This is a genomic window from Plasticicumulans acidivorans (genome assembly GCF_003182095.1).
Lineage (GTDB): Bacteria > Pseudomonadota > Gammaproteobacteria > Competibacterales > Competibacteraceae > Plasticicumulans > Plasticicumulans acidivorans.
This window is the reverse complement of the sequence record NZ_QGTJ01000006.1, coordinates 37,296-57,065: the sequence shown is the minus strand read 5'-3', so window position 1 is coordinate 57,065 and position 19,770 is coordinate 37,296. Positions and strand designations below refer to the sequence as shown.

Annotated in this window: 16 protein-coding genes; 10 read left to right on the top strand and 6 right to left on the bottom strand. The window is 68.0% G+C overall.

The window, feature by feature from the left end; translation table 11 throughout:
- Positions 1 to 146: 146 nt before the first annotated feature.
- A complete protein-coding gene (locus C7443_RS11280; protein ID WP_170123589.1) occupies positions 147 to 3,434 on the bottom strand; it encodes an EAL domain-containing protein in 3,288 nt (1,095 codons plus the stop codon).
- A 354-nt stretch (positions 3,435 to 3,788) separates the two neighbouring features.
- Between C7443_RS11280 and C7443_RS19890 the strand changes: the two genes are divergently transcribed.
- The 9 genes from C7443_RS19890 to C7443_RS11240 all read left to right on the top strand — a co-directional run bounded on the left by C7443_RS19890 (position 3,789) and on the right by C7443_RS11240 (position 14,063).
- Positions 3,789 to 4,013 carry a hypothetical protein gene (locus tag C7443_RS19890; protein ID WP_146213289.1) on the top strand — a complete coding sequence of 75 codons (225 nt, stop codon included), beginning with the start codon at positions 3,789 to 3,791 and terminating at the stop codon, positions 4,011 to 4,013.
- On the top strand, positions 4,010 to 4,408 hold the full coding sequence (locus tag C7443_RS11275; protein WP_110018716.1) for a type IV pilin protein: 399 nt from the start codon (positions 4,010 to 4,012) through the stop codon (positions 4,406 to 4,408). Before C7443_RS19890 ends, C7443_RS11275 begins: the two co-directional genes overlap by 4 nt.
- A gap of 5 nt (positions 4,409 to 4,413) precedes the next feature.
- Complete coding sequence (locus tag C7443_RS11270; RefSeq protein WP_246004630.1) at positions 4,414 to 4,995, top strand: type IV pilus modification PilV family protein; 582 nt, start codon at positions 4,414 to 4,416, stop codon at positions 4,993 to 4,995.
- Positions 4,992 to 6,149: a PilW family protein gene (locus tag C7443_RS11265; RefSeq protein ID WP_110018715.1), complete on the top strand. Its 1,158-nt coding sequence runs from the start codon at positions 4,992 to 4,994 to the stop codon at positions 6,147 to 6,149. Before C7443_RS11270 ends, C7443_RS11265 begins: the two co-directional genes overlap by 4 nt.
- Positions 6,146 to 6,637, top strand: coding sequence for a pilus assembly PilX family protein (locus C7443_RS11260; RefSeq protein WP_110018714.1), 492 nt, complete (start codon positions 6,146 to 6,148; stop codon positions 6,635 to 6,637). Before C7443_RS11265 ends, C7443_RS11260 begins: the two co-directional genes overlap by 4 nt.
- Before the next feature lie 2 nt (positions 6,638 to 6,639).
- Positions 6,640 to 9,810, top strand: a complete 3,171-nt coding sequence (locus C7443_RS11255; protein WP_246004629.1) for a pilus assembly protein — start codon at positions 6,640 to 6,642, stop codon at positions 9,808 to 9,810.
- Between the two features lie 32 nt (positions 9,811 to 9,842).
- Positions 9,843 to 10,343: a GspH/FimT family pseudopilin gene (locus C7443_RS11250; protein ID WP_110018712.1), complete on the top strand. Its 501-nt coding sequence runs from the start codon at positions 9,843 to 9,845 to the stop codon at positions 10,341 to 10,343.
- A gap of 139 nt (positions 10,344 to 10,482) precedes the next feature.
- Positions 10,483 to 12,426 carry a phosphate transport regulator gene (locus C7443_RS11245; RefSeq protein WP_110018711.1) on the top strand — a complete coding sequence of 648 codons (1,944 nt, stop codon included), beginning with the start codon at positions 10,483 to 10,485 and terminating at the stop codon, positions 12,424 to 12,426.
- Positions 12,423 to 14,063, top strand: a complete 1,641-nt coding sequence (locus tag C7443_RS11240) for a PEP/pyruvate-binding domain-containing protein (RefSeq protein ID WP_211346191.1) — start codon at positions 12,423 to 12,425, stop codon at positions 14,061 to 14,063. The genes C7443_RS11245 and C7443_RS11240 overlap by 4 nt, the downstream gene beginning before the upstream one ends.
- Before the next feature lie 20 nt (positions 14,064 to 14,083).
- Here the strand turns inward: C7443_RS11240 and C7443_RS11235 are convergent, their stop codons facing one another.
- Entirely contained in the window at positions 14,084 to 14,659 is a 576-nt protein-coding gene (locus C7443_RS11235; RefSeq protein WP_110018929.1) for a flavodoxin family protein, read from the bottom strand.
- A 124-nt stretch (positions 14,660 to 14,783) separates the two neighbouring features.
- Between C7443_RS11235 and C7443_RS11230 the strand changes: the two genes are divergently transcribed.
- Complete coding sequence (locus C7443_RS11230; protein WP_110018709.1) at positions 14,784 to 15,206, top strand: winged helix-turn-helix transcriptional regulator; 423 nt, start codon at positions 14,784 to 14,786, stop codon at positions 15,204 to 15,206.
- 4 nt (positions 15,207 to 15,210) lie between these two features.
- On the opposite strand, the gene C7443_RS11225 is transcribed toward C7443_RS11230, so the two are convergent.
- The 4 genes from C7443_RS11225 to C7443_RS11210 form a co-directional block, all read right to left on the bottom strand.
- Positions 15,211 to 16,548, bottom strand: coding sequence for an FtsX-like permease family protein (locus C7443_RS11225; RefSeq protein WP_110018708.1), 1,338 nt, complete (start codon positions 16,546 to 16,548; stop codon positions 15,211 to 15,213).
- On the bottom strand, positions 16,545 to 17,231 hold the full coding sequence (locus C7443_RS11220) for an ABC transporter ATP-binding protein (RefSeq protein WP_110018707.1): 687 nt from the start codon (positions 17,229 to 17,231) through the stop codon (positions 16,545 to 16,547). Before C7443_RS11220 ends, C7443_RS11225 begins: the two co-directional genes overlap by 4 nt.
- A 1-nt stretch (position 17,232) precedes the next feature.
- Positions 17,233 to 17,646 carry a hypothetical protein gene (locus C7443_RS11215; protein WP_425467083.1) on the bottom strand — a complete coding sequence of 138 codons (414 nt, stop codon included), beginning with the start codon at positions 17,644 to 17,646 and terminating at the stop codon, positions 17,233 to 17,235.
- 83 nt (positions 17,647 to 17,729) lie between these two features.
- The gene (locus C7443_RS11210; protein ID WP_110018705.1) at positions 17,730 to 19,484 is read right to left on the bottom strand and encodes an alkaline phosphatase; all 1,755 of its coding nucleotides are present in this window, start codon (positions 19,482 to 19,484) and stop codon (positions 17,730 to 17,732) included.
- Positions 19,485 to 19,770: the final 286 nt, after the last annotated feature.

Here is a 19,770-nt window from a genome sequence, read left to right as displayed (position 1 = left end):
ATGAAGGCGGCACCGCTGCGGCGCCAGACCGGGGCGAGTCGTTCGCCATCAGCATGAGGCGGCAGAACCGTCGCACTCGTGGTGTGAGTGTAGAACGGCGGATCGCCCCTTCCGCGCCGATCACCGGCAGAAACGGCAGGCCGCCGCTAGACCGACTCCGACTCCCTCAGCAGCAGCGCATCCCACTGCTCCAGCGGCAGCGGCCGGCCGAACAGATAGCCCTGACCGGCCTGACAGGCACTGCCGAGCAGGACGTGCCACTGCTCGTCGGTCTCGACACCTTCGGCGATCGTCGCCAGGCCGAGCGAGCCGCTCATGGCGACGATGGCATCGACGATCGCCGCATCCTCCGGGTGGTCGACGATGCCGCGCACGAAACCCTGGTCGATCTTCAGCTGATCGAGCGGCAGGCGGCGCAGGTAGGCGAGCGAGGAGTAGCCGGTACCGAAGTCATCGAGCGAGAAGCGCACACCGAGTTCGTGCAGCACGTGCATGCGGTTGACGACTTCCTCGACGTGCTCCAGCACCACGCTTTCGGTGAGTTCGAGCTTGAGCCCGCAGGCATCGATGCCGCTCGCCTCGACGCTGTGACGCACGCGCTCGACGAAGTCCGCCTCATGGAACTGGCGGGCGCTGACATTGACCGCCAGCTGCAGATGGCGCGTCGCCTCGTCCTGCTGCCAGCGGCTGAGCTGGGCACAGGCGGCATCGAGCACCCACTGGCCGAGCGGCACGATCAGACCGGTTTCCTCGGCGAGCGGAATGAACTGGTCGGGGCCGACCAGCTGGCCGTCCGGGAACCAGCGCAGCAGCGCCTCGGCCCCGATCAGGCGGCCGTCGCGATCGACCTGCGGCTGGTAATAGAGGCGGAATTCACCGCGATCCAGCCCTTCGCGCAGCGCCGATTCGAGCTTCATGCGCGCATCCAGCGTCGCCTGCATGCGCGGATTGAAAAAGCGGATGCTGTTGCGCCCGGCGTCCTTGGCCTGATAAAGCGCCACGTCCGCCTGCTTGAGCAGCACCTCGACCGAGGCCTGGCCGCCGCAGAACAGCGTCAGCCCCATGCTCGGCGAGGAATGAAACGGCGCACAGCCCTGACCGAACAGATACGGCGCGCACAACGCGGTGCGGATTTTCTCGGCGGCGGCATCGGCATGGGTGACGGCGCTCGCCTCGCCGGTACCGAGCCCTTCGAGCAGCACGACGAACTCGTCGCCGCCGAGCCGCGCCACCATGTCCTGCTGGCGCACGCAGCAACGCAGCCGGCGGCCGACCTCGACCAGCATGCGATCGCCGACCGCATGGCCCTGCGTGTCGTTGAGCTTCTTGAAGTAATCGATGTCGAGCATGATCAGCGCGCCGAACTCCCCGCTGCGCTGGCTGGCGGCCACGGCATGCTGCACCTGTTCGAGCAGGCGACGCCGGTTCGGCAGGTGCGTGAGCGTGTCGTAGAAGGCCAGTTCGCGGATTTCATCCTCGGCCGCCTTCTGCGTGGTGATGTCGCGCACGGTGACGCGGCGGCCGGCGAAGTGCCCGGCCTCATCGGTGACCGGCCGGCAGGTGTGCGCGATCCAGCGCACGACACCGTGGCGGCAGAGGATGCGCAGCTGCATGTCGACGACGCTGCTGTCCTCACCGGTCTGCGTAGAACCGCACAGGTGCCGCTCCCAGATGTGGCGATCGTCCGGATGCACGATGGCATCGAGCAGACCCGGACTGCGCTGGAAATCATCGACGGTATAGCCGGTGATGCGCTCGACCGACGGGCTCATATAGCGAAACCCGCCCTCCGGCCGCGTCCAGTATTCCCAGTTGTAGGTCCAGTCGACCATCGTGTGGAACTTGGCTTCGCTCTCGCGCAGTGCCTGTTCGACGGCAATGCGCTCGGTGATGTCACGCGCCGAGATGATGAAGCAGTCCTGCTCGCCGATGCGCACCGCCTCCAGCGACAGCAGCGCCGGGAATACCTCGCCGTCCTTGCGCCGGAACAGTGTCTGGAAGTTCATCAGCCGCGTCGCCTGGCCGAGCGACTCGACCATCAGCCGACGGCTGTCGGCAGTACCCCAGGTGCCGAGCTCCGCCGAGGTGCGACCGACGACCTCCGCCTTGGCGTAACCCATGATGCGGCTGAAGGCATCGTTGACGTCGAGGAAGCGCCCGCTCTGGCGATCGGTGATCGCGATCAGGTCCGGCGAGGTGCGGAAGATCGTCGCGAACTTGATCTGCGACAGCTGCAGGGCTTCTTCCATGCGCCGGCGCTCGGTGATGTCCTGCACCAGCACCAGGCGTACCTGACGGCCGTCGAGCAGCAGCGGCCGCGACCACAGCGCGAGATCCACCAGCGTGCCGTCCTTGCGTCGGTGACGGACCTGACGCTCCATCGGCTGATCGTCGAGCTCGGCCATGCGCCGCATCAGCGCCGGAATGTCCTCGGCGATGTAGAGCTGATCCACCCGCATCGCCAGGAACTCGGCGCGCGAGTAACCGTAGAGCGCCACGGCGGCGTCATTGACGTAGATGAAGCGCAGGCCGACCAGGTCATGCACCCACATCGGCAGCGGGCTGCTGTCGAGCAGGTAGCGCTGCTGCGCGATCGCCGCTTCACTTTCCGCCGAGCGCGACTGCACGGCGCCGGCCATCACATTGAAGGCGGTCGACAGCGAAGCGATCTCGTCATGACCGTCGACCGCGCAGCGCACTGCGTAATCACCGGCGGCCAGCGCCCGCGTCGAGGTCTCCAGCCGGCTCAGACGGCGGGTCAACACACGATCGAGAAAGGCGCCGAGCAGGCCGAGCAGCACCACGTAACCGGCGGCACGACTGGCGAAGGCCAGCAGCCATTCCCTGTATTCGTGATGACGGATGGCATCGACCGGCATGCGGATGCTGGTCACACCGCCGATGTCGCCGACACGCAGGCCGGTGGTGCCGGGCCAGCCGCGATGACATTGCAGGCAGTAGGCCTCGATGCGGATCGGTGCGGTGTAGCGCAACTCGTCACAGCTGCCCGGCGTCTTGATGCGCTCGACACGCTCGCTGGCCATCGGATGCGTGCGAAACCAGTCGATCGCGGCGAGCTCTGCCGCATCGGCCCGATTCTCCGGGTTGAGCGGCTGCGGCGAGGCGGTGCGAAAACGCAGCGGATTGGCGCTGAGCTCGCCTTCATGCACGAAAGCTTCAGCGAGGCGGGCGGTGACGTGCGCGGGCAGAAAACCGTGCGTCAGCTCCGCCACGCTGACATCACCGTTCAGGAACTGCTCGCGATAGACGTCACGCGTCGCCGTCAGCAACTGCTGGATGTCGCGCGCACTGCGCGTAAACCCCTGCTCGATACGATGCTCGATGCTCGTCATGCCGAGGACGACTTCGAGCAGCATCACACAGCACAGCGCGGCAGCCGTCAGTAGCCAGAGCTTCGTCCTCAGTGTCGTCATGCGCCTGCGCGCGCCCGGCAGTGGCATCGGCCATCAACCCCAAAAACCGTGAGGGATCGCAGCATATACGACCCGGCCACGACCGGCGGCTGCGAGCGGCACGACCGGCCGCGAAGGTCGCGCGCACCCGCCCCTCCCGCGTGTGCACACAGCGTGGCGGCGCCCTCCGACAGGCCGCCAGGCTGCCTTGCCTGCCCTTGCGCACACGAAGCCGTGCGCACCCTAAAGTGTGATGCAGATCACGCTCGATTAAAGAATTCTGGCGATAAAAATAAACATGGATTTTTTTTAATTAAATGGCCGGTGTGCCGCAGTGGACGCGAACGCGGGTCATCACGCAACGACACTCCGCACATGCACGAAACAGCGACGAATTCACCGGAAAATCGCGTCAATTACGGCGATCAGGCTGCGTACTGCGCATCGCGCAGTCATCTCGCGAAAGCCTCCGCCATCCCGGGCAACATATTGTTTCGTCGTGTTCATTTCCATTATTTCAGCAGCTTCAACATTTACTATTTGTTCATGCACGCAAATGGCGAGCGATTCACCACCGCGCTCAGCAGGAGCAGGCCATGAATAATCCTCCCCGCCGGAGCCGGGGCTTTTCTCTCATAGAACTGGTCATCGCCATGGCCATTACCGCGATTCTCGCGGTGGTCGCGCTGCCGAGTTACCGGCAGTACATGATCCGCAGCCATCGCAGCGCCGCGCAGGCGCAGATGATGGATATCGCCAACCGCGAGCAGCAGTACTTTCTGGCGACCCGGACCTACGCCGCCGCCGCCACGCTGACCGCCAGCGGCTACGCTCTGCCGAGCGAGGTGGCGGCGTTTTACAGCTTCACGATCACGCTGCAGGCAGGCCCCCCGCCGGGCTACATCATCACCTTCACACCCAGCGGTACACAGGCGTCCGACGGCGCGCTGACGCTGAACAGCGCCGGCGTGAAGTCGCCGGCGGACAAATGGTAAGCATCATGAGCCGCCGCATCATGCATTCGCAGTATCACAACCCCCACCGCCAGCACGGCACCTCGCTGCTTGAGGTGGTGGTGACCATCGCCGTGCTGAGCTTCGGCCTGTTCGGTCTCAACGGCCTGACAGCGCGCCTGCAGGTGGCCGAGATCGAGACCTACCAGCGGGCGCAGGCGCTGATGCTGCTCAAGGACATGGCCAGCCGCATCGCCACCAACCGCTATGCCGCCAGCAGCTACGTGACCAGCTCGCCGCTCGGCAGCGGCACCACCTGCGCGAGCACCGACGCCTCCTCGACCCGCCAGCAGCTCGACGCCAGCCAGTGGTGTGCGGCGCTGCAGGGCGCCGCGGAAACCGCCTCCGGCAGCCGGGTCGGTGCGCTCGTCAGCGGACGCGGCTGCGTCGAGGCGCTCGGCAGCAACGAATACATGGTCACCGTGGTCTGGCAGGGCCTGACCCCGGTATCGGCCCCGCCGAGCAGCGTGGGCTGCGGACAGGGCCTCTACGACGGCGGCACCGCCTGCACGGCAGACCTGTGCCGCCGCGCGCTGACCACCGTCGTACGCATCGCGCCGCTGACATGAACGCGCGCCCGTCCGTCGCCCGTCCGCGCCAGCGCGGCCTCAGCCTGATCGAGCTGATGCTGTCGGTCACGCTCGGCATGCTGCTGGTCGTTGCGCTGATCAGTTTTTATCTGAACAGCAGCCGCACCAGCAGCGAGCTGGTCAATGCCAACAACATGATCGAGGACGGCCGCTTCGCCATCCAGCTGATGGAAAGCGACGTGGTGCACGCCGCGTTCTGGGGCGCCTACGTACCGCAGTTCGACGATCAGACCTTATCCAGCGTGCCGACCGACGTGCCCACCGGCGTACCCGACCCCTGTCTGGCCTTCGCCTCGTGGACGACGGCCTACGTCAACGATCTGATCGGCATTCCGCTGCAGGTGTATGACGATGCGAGCGTCTGCAGCGGCATCCTGCAGCACCGGCAGGCCAATACCGACGTGCTGGTCGTGCGTCACGCGGAAACCTGCGTGCCCGGCGACGCGCACTGCGACGCCGATGTCAGCGGCCGGCTGTACATGCAGGCCTCGCTGTGCGCCAGCGAGACCACCCGCTACGTGCTCGCGACCAGCGGCTTCACGCTGCACAAGCGCGACTGCTCGACGCTCGCCGACAAGCGCCGCTTCCTGTCCCGCATTTATTACGTGCGCGACTACGCCTTCACCGTTGGCGACGGCATCCCGACGCTGATGCGCGCCGACTTCGATCTCGCCGCCGGCGCGCTGGCGCACCAGAGCGCGGTACCGCTGATCACCGGCATCGAGGGCTTCCGCGTCGAAGTCGGCATCGACGGCTTCAGCAGCCGCTGCGCCCCGGCGACGCCGGTCGACTACACGCAGGCCATCGCCCGCATCAACCCGAGCACCTGTGCCACGGACAGCGACGATACGCAGAACACGCTGCCGACCAATCGCGGCGACGGCGTGCCGGACGGCAGCTTCGTGCGCTGCACCTCGGCCAGCCCGTGCAGCGCCGCGCAGCTGACCAACGTCACCGCGCTGCGCCTCTACGTACTCGCCCGCGCCCGCCAGCCGAGCCCCACCTACACCGACAGCAAGGCTTACACGCTCGGCAACACCACGCTCGGCCCCTTCGGCGATCACTACATGCGCCATGTCTATGCAGCCAGTGTGCGCCTGCCCAACGTTGCCAGCCGCCGGGAGTCGCCATGAACGCCTGTGCGCACCGCCACCAGCGCGGCACCACGCTGGTCATCGCCCTGCTGATGCTGATACTGATCACGATGATGACGCTGACCGGCCTGACGCTGAGCTCCAGCAACCTCACCGCGGTCGGCAACATGCAGTTCCGCGAGCAGGCCATCGCCGCCGCCAACAAGGCGATCCAGCAGGTCATCGGTTCGGCCTTCGTCGACGATCCGACGGCGGAAACCATCGCGGTCGATCTCGATGACGACGGCGTGACCGACTTCACCGTCACGGTCGCCCAGCCCCAGTGCGTACGTGCCTGGCAGGCCGGCAGCGCGGCGCCGAGCAGCCTGTCGCTGCCGAGCGCGCTGTCAGCCAGTACCAGCTGGCACTCGATCTGGGAAATCGACGCCAGTGTCAGCGACACCGACAACACCGCCACCGCCGTGCAGATCCGCAGCGGCGTGCGCCGGCTGCTGTCGCAGGCACAGAAGCTGGCGGTGTGCCCATAACCATGTTCCGAATCCGCTTCTTCACGCGCGCGCTCGATGGGAGAGTCATCATGACCAAGCGCATTTCTGCCCTGCTGCTGGCGATGGCCATCAGCCTGCTCCTGTTGCAGCGCGCCGCCCTGGCCGAAGACATCGATCTGTTCGTGCAGCCCAACGCCGCCTCCAGCGACGCGCCCAACGTGCTGATCATTCTCGACAACACCGCCAACTGGAACACGGCCTTCACCAACGAGATCGCAGCGCTGGTGTCGACCTTCAACGGCCTGCCGGTCAACGACGACGGCAGCGCGCGCTTTCGCGTCGGTCTGATGCTGTTCACGGAAACCGGCAGCGGCAACAACAACGTCGACGGCGGTTACGTGCGCGCGGCGATCCGCCCGCTCAACGCCAGCAACCAGCCCAAATACGCGGCGCTGATCAACAGCCTGCACGTCCTCAATGACAAGTCCAACGGCGGCAAACTCGGCAAGACGATGACCGAGGCCTACCGCTACTTCATGGGCGGCGAACCGTATGCGGGCAATCAGAAGGTCAAGACCGACTACACCGGCAACACCTCGGGCACCGCGGCGTCCAACGCGATCTACGCGCTGGCCGGCAACGCGCTGACCAGCAAGAACGCCACGCAATACCTGAGTCCGGTCGTCGCCGGCAGCTGCGCGAAGAACTTCATCATTTACATCAGCAACGGCGCGGTCCAGGACAACACCTCCGACACGCGCACGGCAACCGACCAGCTCAGTGCGGCGGCCACCAGCGCCGGCATCAGCGGCGCGACGACGACGATTGCGATCTCGCCGAGCGGCTCGCAGGACAATATCGGCGACGAATGGGCGCGCTTCATGCACCGCAGCAACCTCGAAGTCGTCACCTACACGCTCGACGTCAACCGCGTCACCACCGGCCAGGGGCCGGGCTGGACCGCGCTGCTGCGCAGCATGGCCAACGTCAGCAGCGGCAAGTACTTCGATGTCTCGACGAGCAGCGGCAGCGCCGCGATCGGCAACGCACTGAACACGATTTTTTCCGAGATCCAGGCGGTCAACAGCGTGTTCGCCTCGGTCAGCCTGCCGGTCAGTGTCAACACTGAAGGCACCTACCTGAATCAGGTCTACGTCGGCATGTTCCGCCCGGATTCCGACGCACTGCCGCGCTGGGCCGGCAACCTCAAGCAGTACAAGCTCGGCCTGGTCGGCAGCACGCTGCGCACGCAGGATGCCGACGGCAACAGCGCCATCAACTCCGCGACCGGCTTCATCACCGAGTGCGCCCGCAGTTTCTGGACACCGAGCACGGTCGACACCTACTGGGCGTTCAAGCCGCAGGGCGGCTGCCTGAGCGTCGCCGGCTCAGATGCCTCCAACTATCCCGACGGCAACATCGTCGAGAAAGGCGGTGAAGCCTACCGGCTGCGCGCCAGCACCACGCGCACGCTGCGCACCTGCGCGGCGGCGTTCGCCTCCTGCACCGCGCTGACCACCTTCGACTCCACCCACGTCAGCACCAGCGATCTCGGTGCCGCCAGCAGCAGCGAGCGCGACACGCTGATCAGCTGGGCCCGCGGCCTCGACGTCGACGACGAAAACCTCAACGGCGTCACCAGTACCGAGCAACGGCCGTCGATCCACGGCGATGTCATCCACTCGCGGCCGGTGGCGGTGAATTACGGCAGCGACGCCAGTCCGCAGATCGTGGTGTTCTACGGCGCCAACGACGGCATCCTGCGCGCCGTCAACGGCAACCGCACGACGAGCATCGCCGGCGCGGCGGCCGGCAACGAGCTGTGGGCCTTCATCGCGCCCGAGTTCTACCCGTCGATCAAGCGCCTGCACGACAACAGCACGCAGATCTCCTACGCCGGCAACCCGACGACCTCACCGACGCCGCTGCCCAAACCCTATGGTTTCGACGGTCCGGTGACTGCCTACCACGACGCCAGCAGCACCTGGATCTTTGCGACGATGCGCCGCGGTGCCCGGGTGATGTACGCCTTCGATGTCTCGACGATCACCACCACACCGAGCAGCCCGACGCTGAAATGGAAGCTCGGCTGCCCGGATGCCACCGACGACAGCGGTTGTTCGACGGGCTTTTCCGGCCTCGGCCAGACCTGGGCTGCGCCAAAAGTCATCAAAGCGGCAGGCCACGAGGCCACCACCACGCCGACGCCACTGCCGATGCTGATCTTCGGCGGCGGCTATGACAGCTGCGAGGATGCCGACCCCAACACCTGCACCAGCGCGACCAAGGGCAATCACGTCTACGTCGTCGATGCCGACAGCGGCACGCTGCTCAAGCAGTTCGACACCGAACGCGCGGTGGTCGCCGACGTGTTCGTCATCAGCGACAGCGACGGCCTGGCCAGCTGGGCCTACGTCGTCGACCTCGGCGGCAACGTCTACCGCCTGTCCGGCGTCAACGCCAATACGCCGTTCGCCGCGACGGCGCCGGCCGACTGGACCATCACCCGCATCGCCGCGCTCGGCTGCGACACGGCGGACGCCTGCAGCGCCAACCGCAAGTTCATGTTCGCCCCCGACATGCTCGAAGACAGCGGCGGCTACGTGCTGCTGCTCGGCTCCGGCGACCGCGAGAAGCCGCTGGCCAGCTTCACCTCGGCCTACTCGGTCAACAACTACTTTTTCATGCTGCGCGACTACCCGAGCAACAGCGGCTGGCTGGCGACCGAGACCGACCACTGCGGTGCCGCGCTGCTGTGCCTGGATTCACTACAGCACATCGACGATGCCGACAGCCCCAGCTCCGACAAGGGCTGGTATCTGAGCCTCAATGCCCACGAGCAGGTCGTGACCTCGGCGATCACGCTGTACGGCACGACGACCTTCAGCACGCATACACCGACCGTGGCCACGCCCGGCGTGTGCACCTCGAACCTCGGCACCGCGCGCGTCTACAACATCAATTACGCTACCGCCGCCGCGGCCTTCGGCAACAGCAGCAGCGAGGACGGCAGCGCCAGCCGCTCGCAGGAAATCGTCGGCGGCGGCCTGCCGCCCTCACCGGTGGCCGGCCTGGTCACCCTCGATGACGGCCAGACCGTGCCCTTCGTCATCGGCATGGACGCCGACTCGCCACTGGAAAGCTATCTGCCGCAGTCCACGGCCTCATCTCTACAACTCAAAGGGATGGTGTACTGGTACATCCAGCAATGATGACCCGTCCCTAAATCGCGCAAGGAATGCATATGACTCACTCACGGCTCATGGCACGCGGCTTCACGCTGCTCGAACTGATGATCACGCTGGTGGTGGCGACGATCCTGCTGCTGGTCGCTGTGCCCTCGTTCGAGGACATCATCGTCAACAACCGGCTGAGCGCCTACGCCGGGCGCTTTACCTCCAGCGTGCAGCTCGCCCGCAGCGAGGCCATCAAGCGCAATACCCAGGTGTCGGTCTGTGTCTCCAGTGACGGCACCAGCTGCGGCAGCGGCAACTGGCAGCAGGGCTGGATCGTGATCGCCGGCACCACCGTCGTTTACCGCGAGCAGGCGCTGCCCGGCGGCCTGCACTTCACCGAGGCTGGTGGCGCCACCAGCCTCGCCTTTCAGCCCATCGGCATCGGCACGACCCCGGCGACCCTGACGCTGTGCAGCGCCTCACCGCTCGGCCAGAAGGAACAGGTGCTGACGATCACCGCGGCCGGCATCGTGCGTGCGCAGACGACGGCCACCGGCAGCTGCCCGTAGCGCCACGGCGACAGCGCCCGCCCACCGCAGCGATGCCTGCGCGTGCGACGACACAAAAACGCCGAGGTTTCATTATTTTTACATCCGCCGGTTCTAGCGTGGGCACTCCCGACCCAGGGAGCATCCGCACGGAACTGCCATGACCACCAAAGCCCACATCCTCGACGCCCTCGGCGAGGAGGCGCTGGTACTGCCGGCCCAGCTGGCGGCAGCACTGGGCGCCAACGATCGCGCCAAATACGACTTCACACTGCTGCAGTTCGGCCGTGCCCATGCCGAACACCCGCAGGCACCGCTGCCCGACTTCGCCAAGGAGCGCCTTGCCGCCGGGCAGAGCGACGACAGCCTCGATACGGTGATGCGCAATGCCTGCGCGCTCGGTGACGGGCGCTACCGCATGCCCGGCGCACAGGCGCTGTGCGCCCGCCTGCGCCAGGCGCTCGACGAGATGCTGCGCCCGCTGCGCAGCGCCGGGCTGCCCGCCGCGACGGACTTTGCCGAGCGTCTGCAGGCACTGGACACGCCGCCCTGGTGCGAGGCGGACGAGGTGTTCAGCGATGCCGCCATCACCCGCCTGGTCTCCGGCGAGCGCGAGCGCGGCGACAGCCTGCATCTGCTGGTGATGGATCTGCACAAGGCGCTGAACGCGCTGCAGGCGCAGATCGCCTGCGAGCACATCCTCGGCGCCGCCTGCTACGCGCTGGCCGAGGTCGACCGCCCGCGCGTCAGCGCCTTCATGCACGGCGTGCAGCGCACCGCGCGGCTCAAGTTCGACCATCCCGGCCTCGGCACCACCGCCACCCGCGCCGGCGAGCGCCTGCTGATCCAGAACGACATCGGCACCACCGATGCGCATGTGCTGGTGATCCAGGTGCAGGGCCTCAGCGCCACGCTGACCTACACCGACGTGCACCTGCAGCGGCTGATCTACTTCCAGGGCCTGTTCGCCGACTGGGCGGTCGACTGGGAGGACACCCGCTCGCGCGCCGACGCCAGCATGGAGGACGGCCTTTATCACCTCGGCGTCGGCGTCTACCAGGCCCGCGACGAGGACGATCTGTGCGCCTACCTGCGCTTTCTCGGCTCGCGGCTGGTGTTCCTGATCGACTGGAACCGCGCGCGCAAGCGCCTGCGTCTGCTGCTGCCCAAGCGCGAGACACTGACGCTGCTCGACTGGGCGGCCCATGAGGAATACGGCCACATGGCCTTCCTGCGCATGGGCGGCGAGGCGGCGATCTTCGATGCGCTGGGCTTCGTCGCGCAGGAGCCCGGCCTGCTCGGCCGCCGGCTCGATGAGCTGCTCGGCGTCAAAGCCGCCGCCGCCTACATGCAGTTCGTGCTGCGCACCTGTGCCGAGGGCCTGCTCGCTAGGCGCGCCGTGGCGCTGGTGCGCGACGAGCTGCGCGCCGAGCTGGTCAATTACCTGCACAGCGCCCAGCAGCGCCTGCACGACCTGGCCGCCGAGCACGCCGCCTGGTGCTTCGAGCTCGCCAACAGCGTGCGTGACAGCCTGTTCGCGCTCGGCGGCGCCGATGCCGGCGAACGGCTGGGACGCATGTCGGCCCGCGCCGTCGACTGGGAGCATCAGGCCGATGCGCTGCTCGACGCCGCCCGCGAGCGCGTGCGCCACGCCGAAAAAGGCCATTTCTACTACGAGCTGCTGATGGCCGCCGACGACGTCGCCGATGAGCTTGAAGAAGCGCTGTTCCACCTGACGCTGGTCGGCGCCACGCCGGTCGCCCCGCCGCTGAAGGCCGCGCTGCAGTCACTGTCGCAGGTGCTGCTCGAAGGCTGTCAGGACTACGTGCGCGCGATCGAGGCCTGCCGCAGCGTGCACCGCGGCGGCGCGCAGACCGACATGCAGGACTTCCTCGAAGCGGTGCACCGCATCGTCTCCGCCGAGCACCGCTCGGATGCCGCTCACCGCGGCTTCAAAGTCAGCCTGGTGGCCTGCGCACCACCCACCGCCCTGCTCTATGCGCTCAGCGAATGCGCCCGCAATCTGGAAAGCGGCGCCGATGCGCTGATGCACGCCGCCCTCGATCTGCACGATCACGTACTGGCGGAGGTCATCGCCGAATGAACCGTCTCGACGCCAAGCAAGGCAACGCCGCAAGCGCACTCGAACCGGCCTGGATCGGCCTGCCCGGCATGAGCCGCGACGCCGATCCCCGCCAGCTCGGCTTCAAGGCCGCCAATCTGCTGCGCATGGCGCAGCTCGATCTGCCGGTGCCGCAGGGCTTCGTGCTCGGCACGGCCGGCTGCACCGCCTACCTCGCCGACCCCGCGGCATTCCGTCCGCAGCTGCAGGCCGCGCTGGAGCGCGGGCTGACGGTGCTGGAAGGCGCCTGCCAGCTCGGCTTCGGCGCGGCGCGGCGGCCGCTGCTGGTCTCGGTGCGCTCGGGCGCGCCGGTGTCGATGCCCGGCATGCTCGACACCATCCTCAACGTCGGCCTGTGCGACACCGCCCTGCCCGGCCTGCTGCGCCTGACCGGCAACCCGCGCCTGGTGTGGGACGCCTACCGCCGCCTGATACAGCAGTTCGCCGAGGTGGTGCACGGCGTCGCCGCGGCGGCGTTTCGCGCCGCCACCGAGCAGGCCTGCCACCAGGCCGGCATCGACGATCCGCGCCTGCTCGATTTTCATGCGCTGCGCGAGCTGACCGGCAGTTACCAGGCCATTTACCGCGAGGCGGTCGGCGCCGACTTCCCGCAGGCGCCGCGGACGCAGCTCGCGCAGGCCGCCGAGGCGGTCTACGCCTCCTGGCGTTCGCCGCGTGCGCAAGCCTTCCGCCGCCTCAACGGCATCGCCGACGAGCTCGGCACCGCGGTGACCGTGCAGCGCATGGTGTTCGGCAATGCCGGCGGCACCTCCGGCGCCGGCGTCGGCTTCACCCGCGATCCGGCGCGCGGCACGCCGCAGCTCTACCTCGATTTCCTGTTCAACGCCCAGGGCGAAGACGTGGTCAGCGGCCGCTTCCGCGCCCACGACAGCCAGCGCCTCGCCGAGTACCTGCCGGCGGTGCAGCACGAGCTGCAGGACATCGCCAACCGCCTGGAGGCCGCCTTCGGCGATGTGCAGGACTTCGAATTCACCGTCGAGAACGGCCGCCTGTTCATGCTGCAGACGCGCCGCGCCAAGCGCACGCCGTGGGCGGCGCTGCGCATCGCCGTCGACCGGGTCAGCGAGGGCCGCCTCAAGCCGCGCGAGGCGCTCGCGCAGCTGCAGGGCATCGACCTCGATGCACTCGAAGAGCAGGTGCTGGAGCAGGCGCCGGCCGCGCTCGCCAGCGGTGTCGCCGCCGGCATCGGCATCGTCAGCGGCCACATCGCGCTGGATCTGGCCGAAGTCGATGCGCTCAACGCCGCCGGCCGGCCGGCGCTGCTGGTGCGCCCGGACATCGCCACCGAGGACATCGCCGGCATCGCCGCCGCCGCCGGCATCCTCACCGCGCAGGGCAGCCGCACCGCACACGCGGCGGTGGTGGCGCGGCAGCTGGGCAAGGTCTGCATCGTCGGCTGCGAGTGCCTGAGCATCGACCGCGCCGCGCACTGCATCCGCTTCGGTGAACAGAGCTTCCAGGCCGGCGATGAGCTGACGCTCGACACCAGCACCGACGGCATCGCGCGGGTCTTCGCCGGGCGCCTGCAGCTGATCCGCCACAAGCCGCTGGCCTGGCTCGCCGAGGTCGAGCGCTGGCGGCAGGCGCAGCCGGCCTGAGCCGGCGGCGCAAACGGGGCTCAGGCCGCCAGCCGCGCCGCCCACTCGGCGACGCGCCGGCCGAGCAGGCGCGCGGTGTCGAGATCCCCCTGGTGCGGCGCCTCCTCCGCCGAGGCGTCGGCCGGCGAGATCGCCATGACGCCGCCGAAGGCGCCGGCGCGGTTGATGTCATCGGCGCCGCTGTCCTTGCGGTTCGCCGGCAGCAGGCCGGTGCCGATCCAGACCTGGCCGTGCTGCTGCGACAGCGTCCAGAACGCTTCGATGGTCGCGAACTTGTCGCCGTTGAGCGAGGCGGAGTTGGTGAAGCCGGCGGCGAGCTTGTCCTTCCACGCCTGCGTGAACCAGGCCTTGGAGGAGGCATCGGCGAATTTCTTGAACTGCCAGGCCGGCGCGCCCATGTAGGTCGGGCTGCCGTAGATGATCGCATCGGCCGCCGCCAGCGCCTCCATCGCCCCCTCCGGCAGTTCACCGTCGCCGTCGATGCGGTAACTGTCGACCCGGGTCGCGGCCACCCCGGCCGCGCCGGCGGCGACGGCCTGAGCCAGTTTTGCGGTATGGCCGTAGCCGCTGAAATACACGATCGCTACCGTCGTCATGATGGATGTCTCGCTGTCGATACGGAAAAAGGCATGTCTGCTGCGAAATCCCGGTGCCATACCGTGCTCGATTTATCGGTATGATTTGATCACCTGGTTTCTGCCAGAAACTGTATAGAAGGCCTTGATCCTCGTGAAGAACGCACCCGCAGCTCACCTGATTACCGCGGAGAAACCGCCCGAGCCGGCGCCGCCGTGGAACGCCTACGCCGCCGCCTGCCCGACGCGGCTGGTGCTCGATCGCATCGCCGACAAATGGACCGTGCTGATCCTCGGCCTGCTGCTGCGACAGCCGCTGCGCTTCAATGCCCTGCTGCGCGAGATCGAGGGACTGTCGCAGAAGGTGCTGTCGCAGACGCTCAAACGCCTGGAGCGCGACGGCCTGGTCACGCGCACGGTGTTCCCGACGGTGCCGGTCAGCGTCGAGTACGCGATCACCCCGCTCGGGCGCACGCTGGCGGCGGCGATGCATTCACTGGTCGACTGGGCCCACGCCAACATCGAGGCGGTGCTGGCCGCGCAGCGCCGCTACGACGGCGACGCCTGAAGCATCAGCCGCGCAGCGCCTGCGCCGGTGACTGGCGGTAGGCCAGTGCCGCCGGCAGCGCCGCCAGCAGCGCGGCGAAACCGAGCAGCCAGCCGGCGCTGAGCAGATCCGCGGCGACGAAGCCGACCGGCAGCACCACGCCGCTCTGCGCGGTAAAGCCGGCGGCGATCAGCCGCGCCGCGCCGTAGCCAATGGCGAAGCCGAGGCCGATGCCGACGCCGACCAGCGCGAACAGCTCGCTCCAGACGATCGCGAACACCGCCGCGCGCGGCGCGCCGAAGGCCCGCAGCGCGCCGATCTGCCGCCGCCGCTGGCCGACGTGCAGCACGGTGACCAGCACCAGCGAGGCGGCAACCAGCGCCTGCGCGCCGCCGGCCACCAGCGCCAGCACCCGCCGGGCATCACCCAGCGTGGCGTAGAGGCGGGTCAGCACCTCACCCGGAAACACCGCCAGCGTGTGTTCATTGCGGTACGCCTGACGCAGGCGATAGGCATCGGCGATGCTGCGCGGTTTGACCAGCAGCGCCGGCAGACCAGGCGGCGTCAGCCGCCAGGACTCATCCAGCGGCGCGGCGGCGTCGAGATGCGCGTGAGCATGGCCGTCGGCATCGGCACGCACCGCCGCCGGCCCGGCGCTGCCCGCGGGCTGGGCGACGGGCTCGTGCCCGGCGTCGGTCGCCTGATCGCCGGCGGACTCGTCGTGCTCGTGCCCGGCGGGCGCCTCGTCGTGTTCGTCGAGGCCGAGGCCGTGGATGTGCCAGACCGCCTGGATCGGCACCAGAATCGCCCGGTCCCAGGCAGTCGCAGTCGGCAGCAGACGGCCGACGACGCGGTAGCTCAGGGCCTCGTGCACATGTGCACCGGCGCCGGCCAGGCCGTGCATCGGCTTGATGCTGGCGCCGAGCGGCAGCTCGACCGCGGCACCGACCACCGCCTCGCCCTCGGCGGCGAACAGCCGGCCGGCGGCCAGCCCCGGCGTGGTCTCGCGCAGCAGCGTCGTCGTCGTGCCGACGATCGGGTTGTCGAAAAAGGAATCGCCGAAGCCGATCGGCGCCACCCAGGCCACCCGCGCATCGGCGGCCAGCCGGCGCAGCACCTCGCCCGGCAGCAGCGGCAGCGCGGCCGGCTGCAGGAACACCGTCGACAGCACCAGCTGCGTATCGCTGCCCGGCGCGCCGATCACCAGATCGAACTTATCGGCGGCGCGGGCGCTGCCCAGACGCAGCGCCCGCTCCTGCAGCGTCACGGTGACACCGAGCGCGCTGGCCAGCGCCACCAGCAGCACGATTACCAGCGCGCCGAGCCACAGCCGGCGCAGGTCGGCGAGGATGAAGCGGATCATGCCGGCGTCCCTCCCGCGCTGTCGGCGACGATGCGGCCGCCGGCCAGTTCGATGCGCCGCTGCAGCCGGCCGCACAGGCGCGGGTCGTGCGAGACCACCAGCAGCGTGCTGCCGGCCTCGCTGGCGAGATCGAGCAGCAGGTCGGCGACCGCCGCGCCGCTGTCGGCATCGAGGCTCGCGGTCGGCTCGTCGGCGACCAGCAGGCCCGGCTGGCGCAGCAGCGCGCGGGCAACGGCGACGCGCTGCATCTCGCCACGCGACAGCGTCTCCGCCGGCTGCCGCGACCGGCGGATGCCGACCTGCGCCAGCAGCGCCGCCGCGCGCTCGCGGCACAGCCCGTCGGCAACCCGCGCCAGCTGCGCCGGCAGCAGCACGTTGTCAAGCGCCGACAGGCCGGGAAACAGATGGAAGTCCTGCATCACCAGGCCGACGTGCCGGCCGCGCCAGCGGTCGCGCGCGCCCTCGCCGAGCGTGGCGAGGTCGGTGCCGCTCCAGTCGATGCGCGCGCCGCGCGGGCGCTCCAGACCGATCAGCTGGTTGACCAGCGTGCTCTTGCCGGAACCGGAAGCCCCGGTGATCGCCACGCGGCTGCCGGCGGCGATGTGCAGCCGCTCGATCGCCAGGGCCGGCGCGGCGAGGCCGGGGAAGCGCACCTGCAGCGCGGAAAGGGACAGTTCGAGCATTTCAGTCGCTGCGGAACTCGGCGCCGCGCAGCCGCAGCAGGCTGACGAAGCCGGTCTCGGGATCGGTCCACGAGCCGACCTCCAGCCGGCCGCGCACCTCGATGCGCGCATTGGCCTGGACGAAGGTCTGCCGGTGGTCGAGGTAGACGACGACGATGTTGTCCGGCCAGTCGGCGTCCGACGAGCAGAACGGGCACAGCGCCATCGGGATTTCGGTGAGCACGAAGAAACGGGCCTCGGCCTTCAGCGGCGGCGCCATGAAGCCGCGCATCGTCACCGCCTGCCCGGCCAGCGCCTTGACCTTGTCGGAAAACTCCAGGCCGAGCACGCTGACCTTGCCGTACAGCTCGCCGAACTCAAGGCCCGGCGTCGCGGCCAGCGCCGGCCCGAGCGGCAGCCCCAGCGGCAGTGCCAGCAGGCTCTGCAGCAGGCGCCGGCGGCGGACCGACACGCTCCCGCAACGGCCGCTGAGCGCGGCCGTGCGTTCGTCCGCTGCCCTCACGGCTTGGCCGGCGCGCCGAGGCCGAGCGCCGTGGCCAGCACGCGGTAGACGTCGCTTTCTTCCATGTAGCCCTTGAAGTCGTCGGCGCCGGGGCCGGTCGCCTGCAGCACCACGTCGTCAACGGCGTGCACCGCGGTGTCGGCATCCTTCGGCAGATTACCGACGCGCAGCACCGCGCCGGGCACATCCTTGTAGGCGGCGTTGGCGACGTACTCGCCTTTTTCGTTCTTCACCGCCGGCTCGAACGGACCGTCGAGCTTGGGCCGGAAGGTCTCGTAGTAATCCGGGAAGTTGCTGGAGAACACCGCCAGCCGGCGGCTGACATCGACCCGATCCGGGAAGCCGTCGCCGTTCTCGTCGGTGTAATTGGGGAAGCCGGCGGCGGCGTAGACGCCGACCTTGTCGCGCATTTCGCTGCCTGGCTTGTCGTCGTCGATGGTGCCGATGATCGACACGCCGTGAGTGTGGTCGCCGGTGACGACGATCAGCGTGTCCGGGTGAGTCTTGACGAACTCGCGGGCGACGCCGATCGCCTGGTCGAACTCGATGGTTTCGAACAGCGCACGGTCCCAGTCCATCGGGTGCGACATCTTGTCGACCGAGGCGCCCTCGACCATCAGGAAAAAGCCGTTCGGATTCTGCGCCAGACGCTCCAGCGCCGCCCTGGTCATGTCGACCAGGCCGGGCTGGTTGGGGAACTTCGCCACCGTGCCCTTCTTGAGGAATTCGCGGTCGAGCGTCACGTCCATGTTGCCGGTGTGGAACAGGCCGAGCACCTTGCCGCTGCCGCCGGCGAGCGCGGCCAGCTCCGCCTTGTCGGTCACCAGCGTGTAGCCGGCGTCCTTGAACAGTTCGATGTAGTTCTTGTCGTCCTTGCGCTTGGAGCCCGGCACGGTCTTCGCCAGGAAGTAAGCGGAGCCGCCACCGAGCATGACGTCCGGCTTGACGGCGTAGAAATCACCGACGATCGCCGCTTTTTCCGCACGCAGCCGGGTATGCGCGACTACCGCCGCCGGCGTCGCGTCTTCCAGTTCGGCGGTGGAGACCACGCCAATCGCCTTGCCGGTGGTGCGGCGCACGGCCTCGGCGATGGTCTCGACCTTGGGGTCGTCGAACGGCGACGGCGTGCGGTCGGCATAAACGCCGAGCGCGTTGACCGCGGTCTTGTGGCCGGTCATGTAGGCCGACATGGTGTTGGCGCTGTCGGTGGCGATGGCGTTGGTCGACGAGGTGCCGATGAAGGCCATGTGATCGAGGTCGTCCATGTTCAGGCGGCCGTTGGCCTTGCCCTCGGTCATGCCCTTCGACATCAGCCGCGCGCCGGTGCGGTGCGCGACCGACAGGCCGTCACCGAGGAAAAAGATCACGTTCCTGGCGCGCCCGGGCGCCGGCGCGGCAAAGACGTCCCAGCTCACACGCTTGTGCTCGCTGCCGGCGCTGACTTCGACGGTATAGGTGCCGGGCCGGTCGAGCTTGAGCGCGCGCAGCAGCAGCGCCGAGCCGAAGGTCTTGCCGTCCTTACCCTGCTCCGCCTCGACGAACTGCGCCGGCGCGCCGAACGCCTGGCTGTAGTCCTCACCGTTGACGGTGATGCGGACGTCCTCGGGCTTGACCACACTGTCGAGCTCGACTTTGAAGTCGAACGGCGAACCGGCGAGGATCGTCGCCCGGTCGAGCGGATAAACGCTGGCGGCCTGAGCCGCTCCGGCCAGGACGGAAGTTGCCGCCAGCGCGGCAAGCAGGATGCGCATGAGTGAGCCTCGTCGGGGAAAGTTGAGAAATGGTGAATTTGTAAGGTTTCGAGGTGACGGCTTGATGAAGCGGTTTTAGGGAATCTAAACAATATGATGATATAAATTCATAACAATAAAGACCGCGAACTGCCCATCGTGCAGCCCTGCAGTTCATTAAAAAATATCAATAACTTATTGATTAAATGAACATCCCGTAATCATGAACAGGTCACGGGCAGTGGCGCCGGCGGCGACACGCCGCCGCGCCGAGCGCCTGTCCAGCTTTCCTTGCAGATAAAAGCCA

What these genes read in the sequence shown, in the direction of transcription:
- C7443_RS11280 (WP_170123589.1), bottom strand. Translation starts at nt 3,434, where the DNA reads ATGACGACACTGAGGACGAAGCTCTGGCTACTGACGGCTGCCGCGCTG.
- C7443_RS19890 (WP_146213289.1), top strand. Translation starts at nt 3,789, where the DNA reads ATGCACGAAACAGCGACGAATTCACCGGAAAATCGCGTCAATTACGGC.
- C7443_RS11275 (WP_110018716.1), top strand. Translation starts at nt 4,010, where the DNA reads ATGAATAATCCTCCCCGCCGGAGCCGGGGCTTTTCTCTCATAGAACTG.
- C7443_RS11270 (WP_246004630.1), top strand. Translation starts at nt 4,414, where the DNA reads ATGAGCCGCCGCATCATGCATTCGCAGTATCACAACCCCCACCGCCAG.
- C7443_RS11265 (WP_110018715.1), top strand. Translation starts at nt 4,992, where the DNA reads ATGAACGCGCGCCCGTCCGTCGCCCGTCCGCGCCAGCGCGGCCTCAGC.
- C7443_RS11260 (WP_110018714.1), top strand. Translation starts at nt 6,146, where the DNA reads ATGAACGCCTGTGCGCACCGCCACCAGCGCGGCACCACGCTGGTCATC.
- C7443_RS11255 (WP_246004629.1), top strand. Translation starts at nt 6,640, where the DNA reads ATGTTCCGAATCCGCTTCTTCACGCGCGCGCTCGATGGGAGAGTCATC.
- C7443_RS11250 (WP_110018712.1), top strand. Translation starts at nt 9,843, where the DNA reads ATGACTCACTCACGGCTCATGGCACGCGGCTTCACGCTGCTCGAACTG.
- C7443_RS11245 (WP_110018711.1), top strand. Translation starts at nt 10,483, where the DNA reads ATGACCACCAAAGCCCACATCCTCGACGCCCTCGGCGAGGAGGCGCTG.
- C7443_RS11240 (WP_211346191.1), top strand. Translation starts at nt 12,423, where the DNA reads ATGAACCGTCTCGACGCCAAGCAAGGCAACGCCGCAAGCGCACTCGAA.
- C7443_RS11235 (WP_110018929.1), bottom strand. Translation starts at nt 14,659, where the DNA reads ATGACGACGGTAGCGATCGTGTATTTCAGCGGCTACGGCCATACCGCA.
- C7443_RS11225 (WP_110018708.1), bottom strand. Translation starts at nt 16,548, where the DNA reads ATGATCCGCTTCATCCTCGCCGACCTGCGCCGGCTGTGGCTCGGCGCG.
- C7443_RS11220 (WP_110018707.1), bottom strand. Translation starts at nt 17,231, where the DNA reads ATGCTCGAACTGTCCCTTTCCGCGCTGCAGGTGCGCTTCCCCGGCCTC.
- C7443_RS11210 (WP_110018705.1), bottom strand. Translation starts at nt 19,484, where the DNA reads ATGCGCATCCTGCTTGCCGCGCTGGCGGCAACTTCCGTCCTGGCCGGA.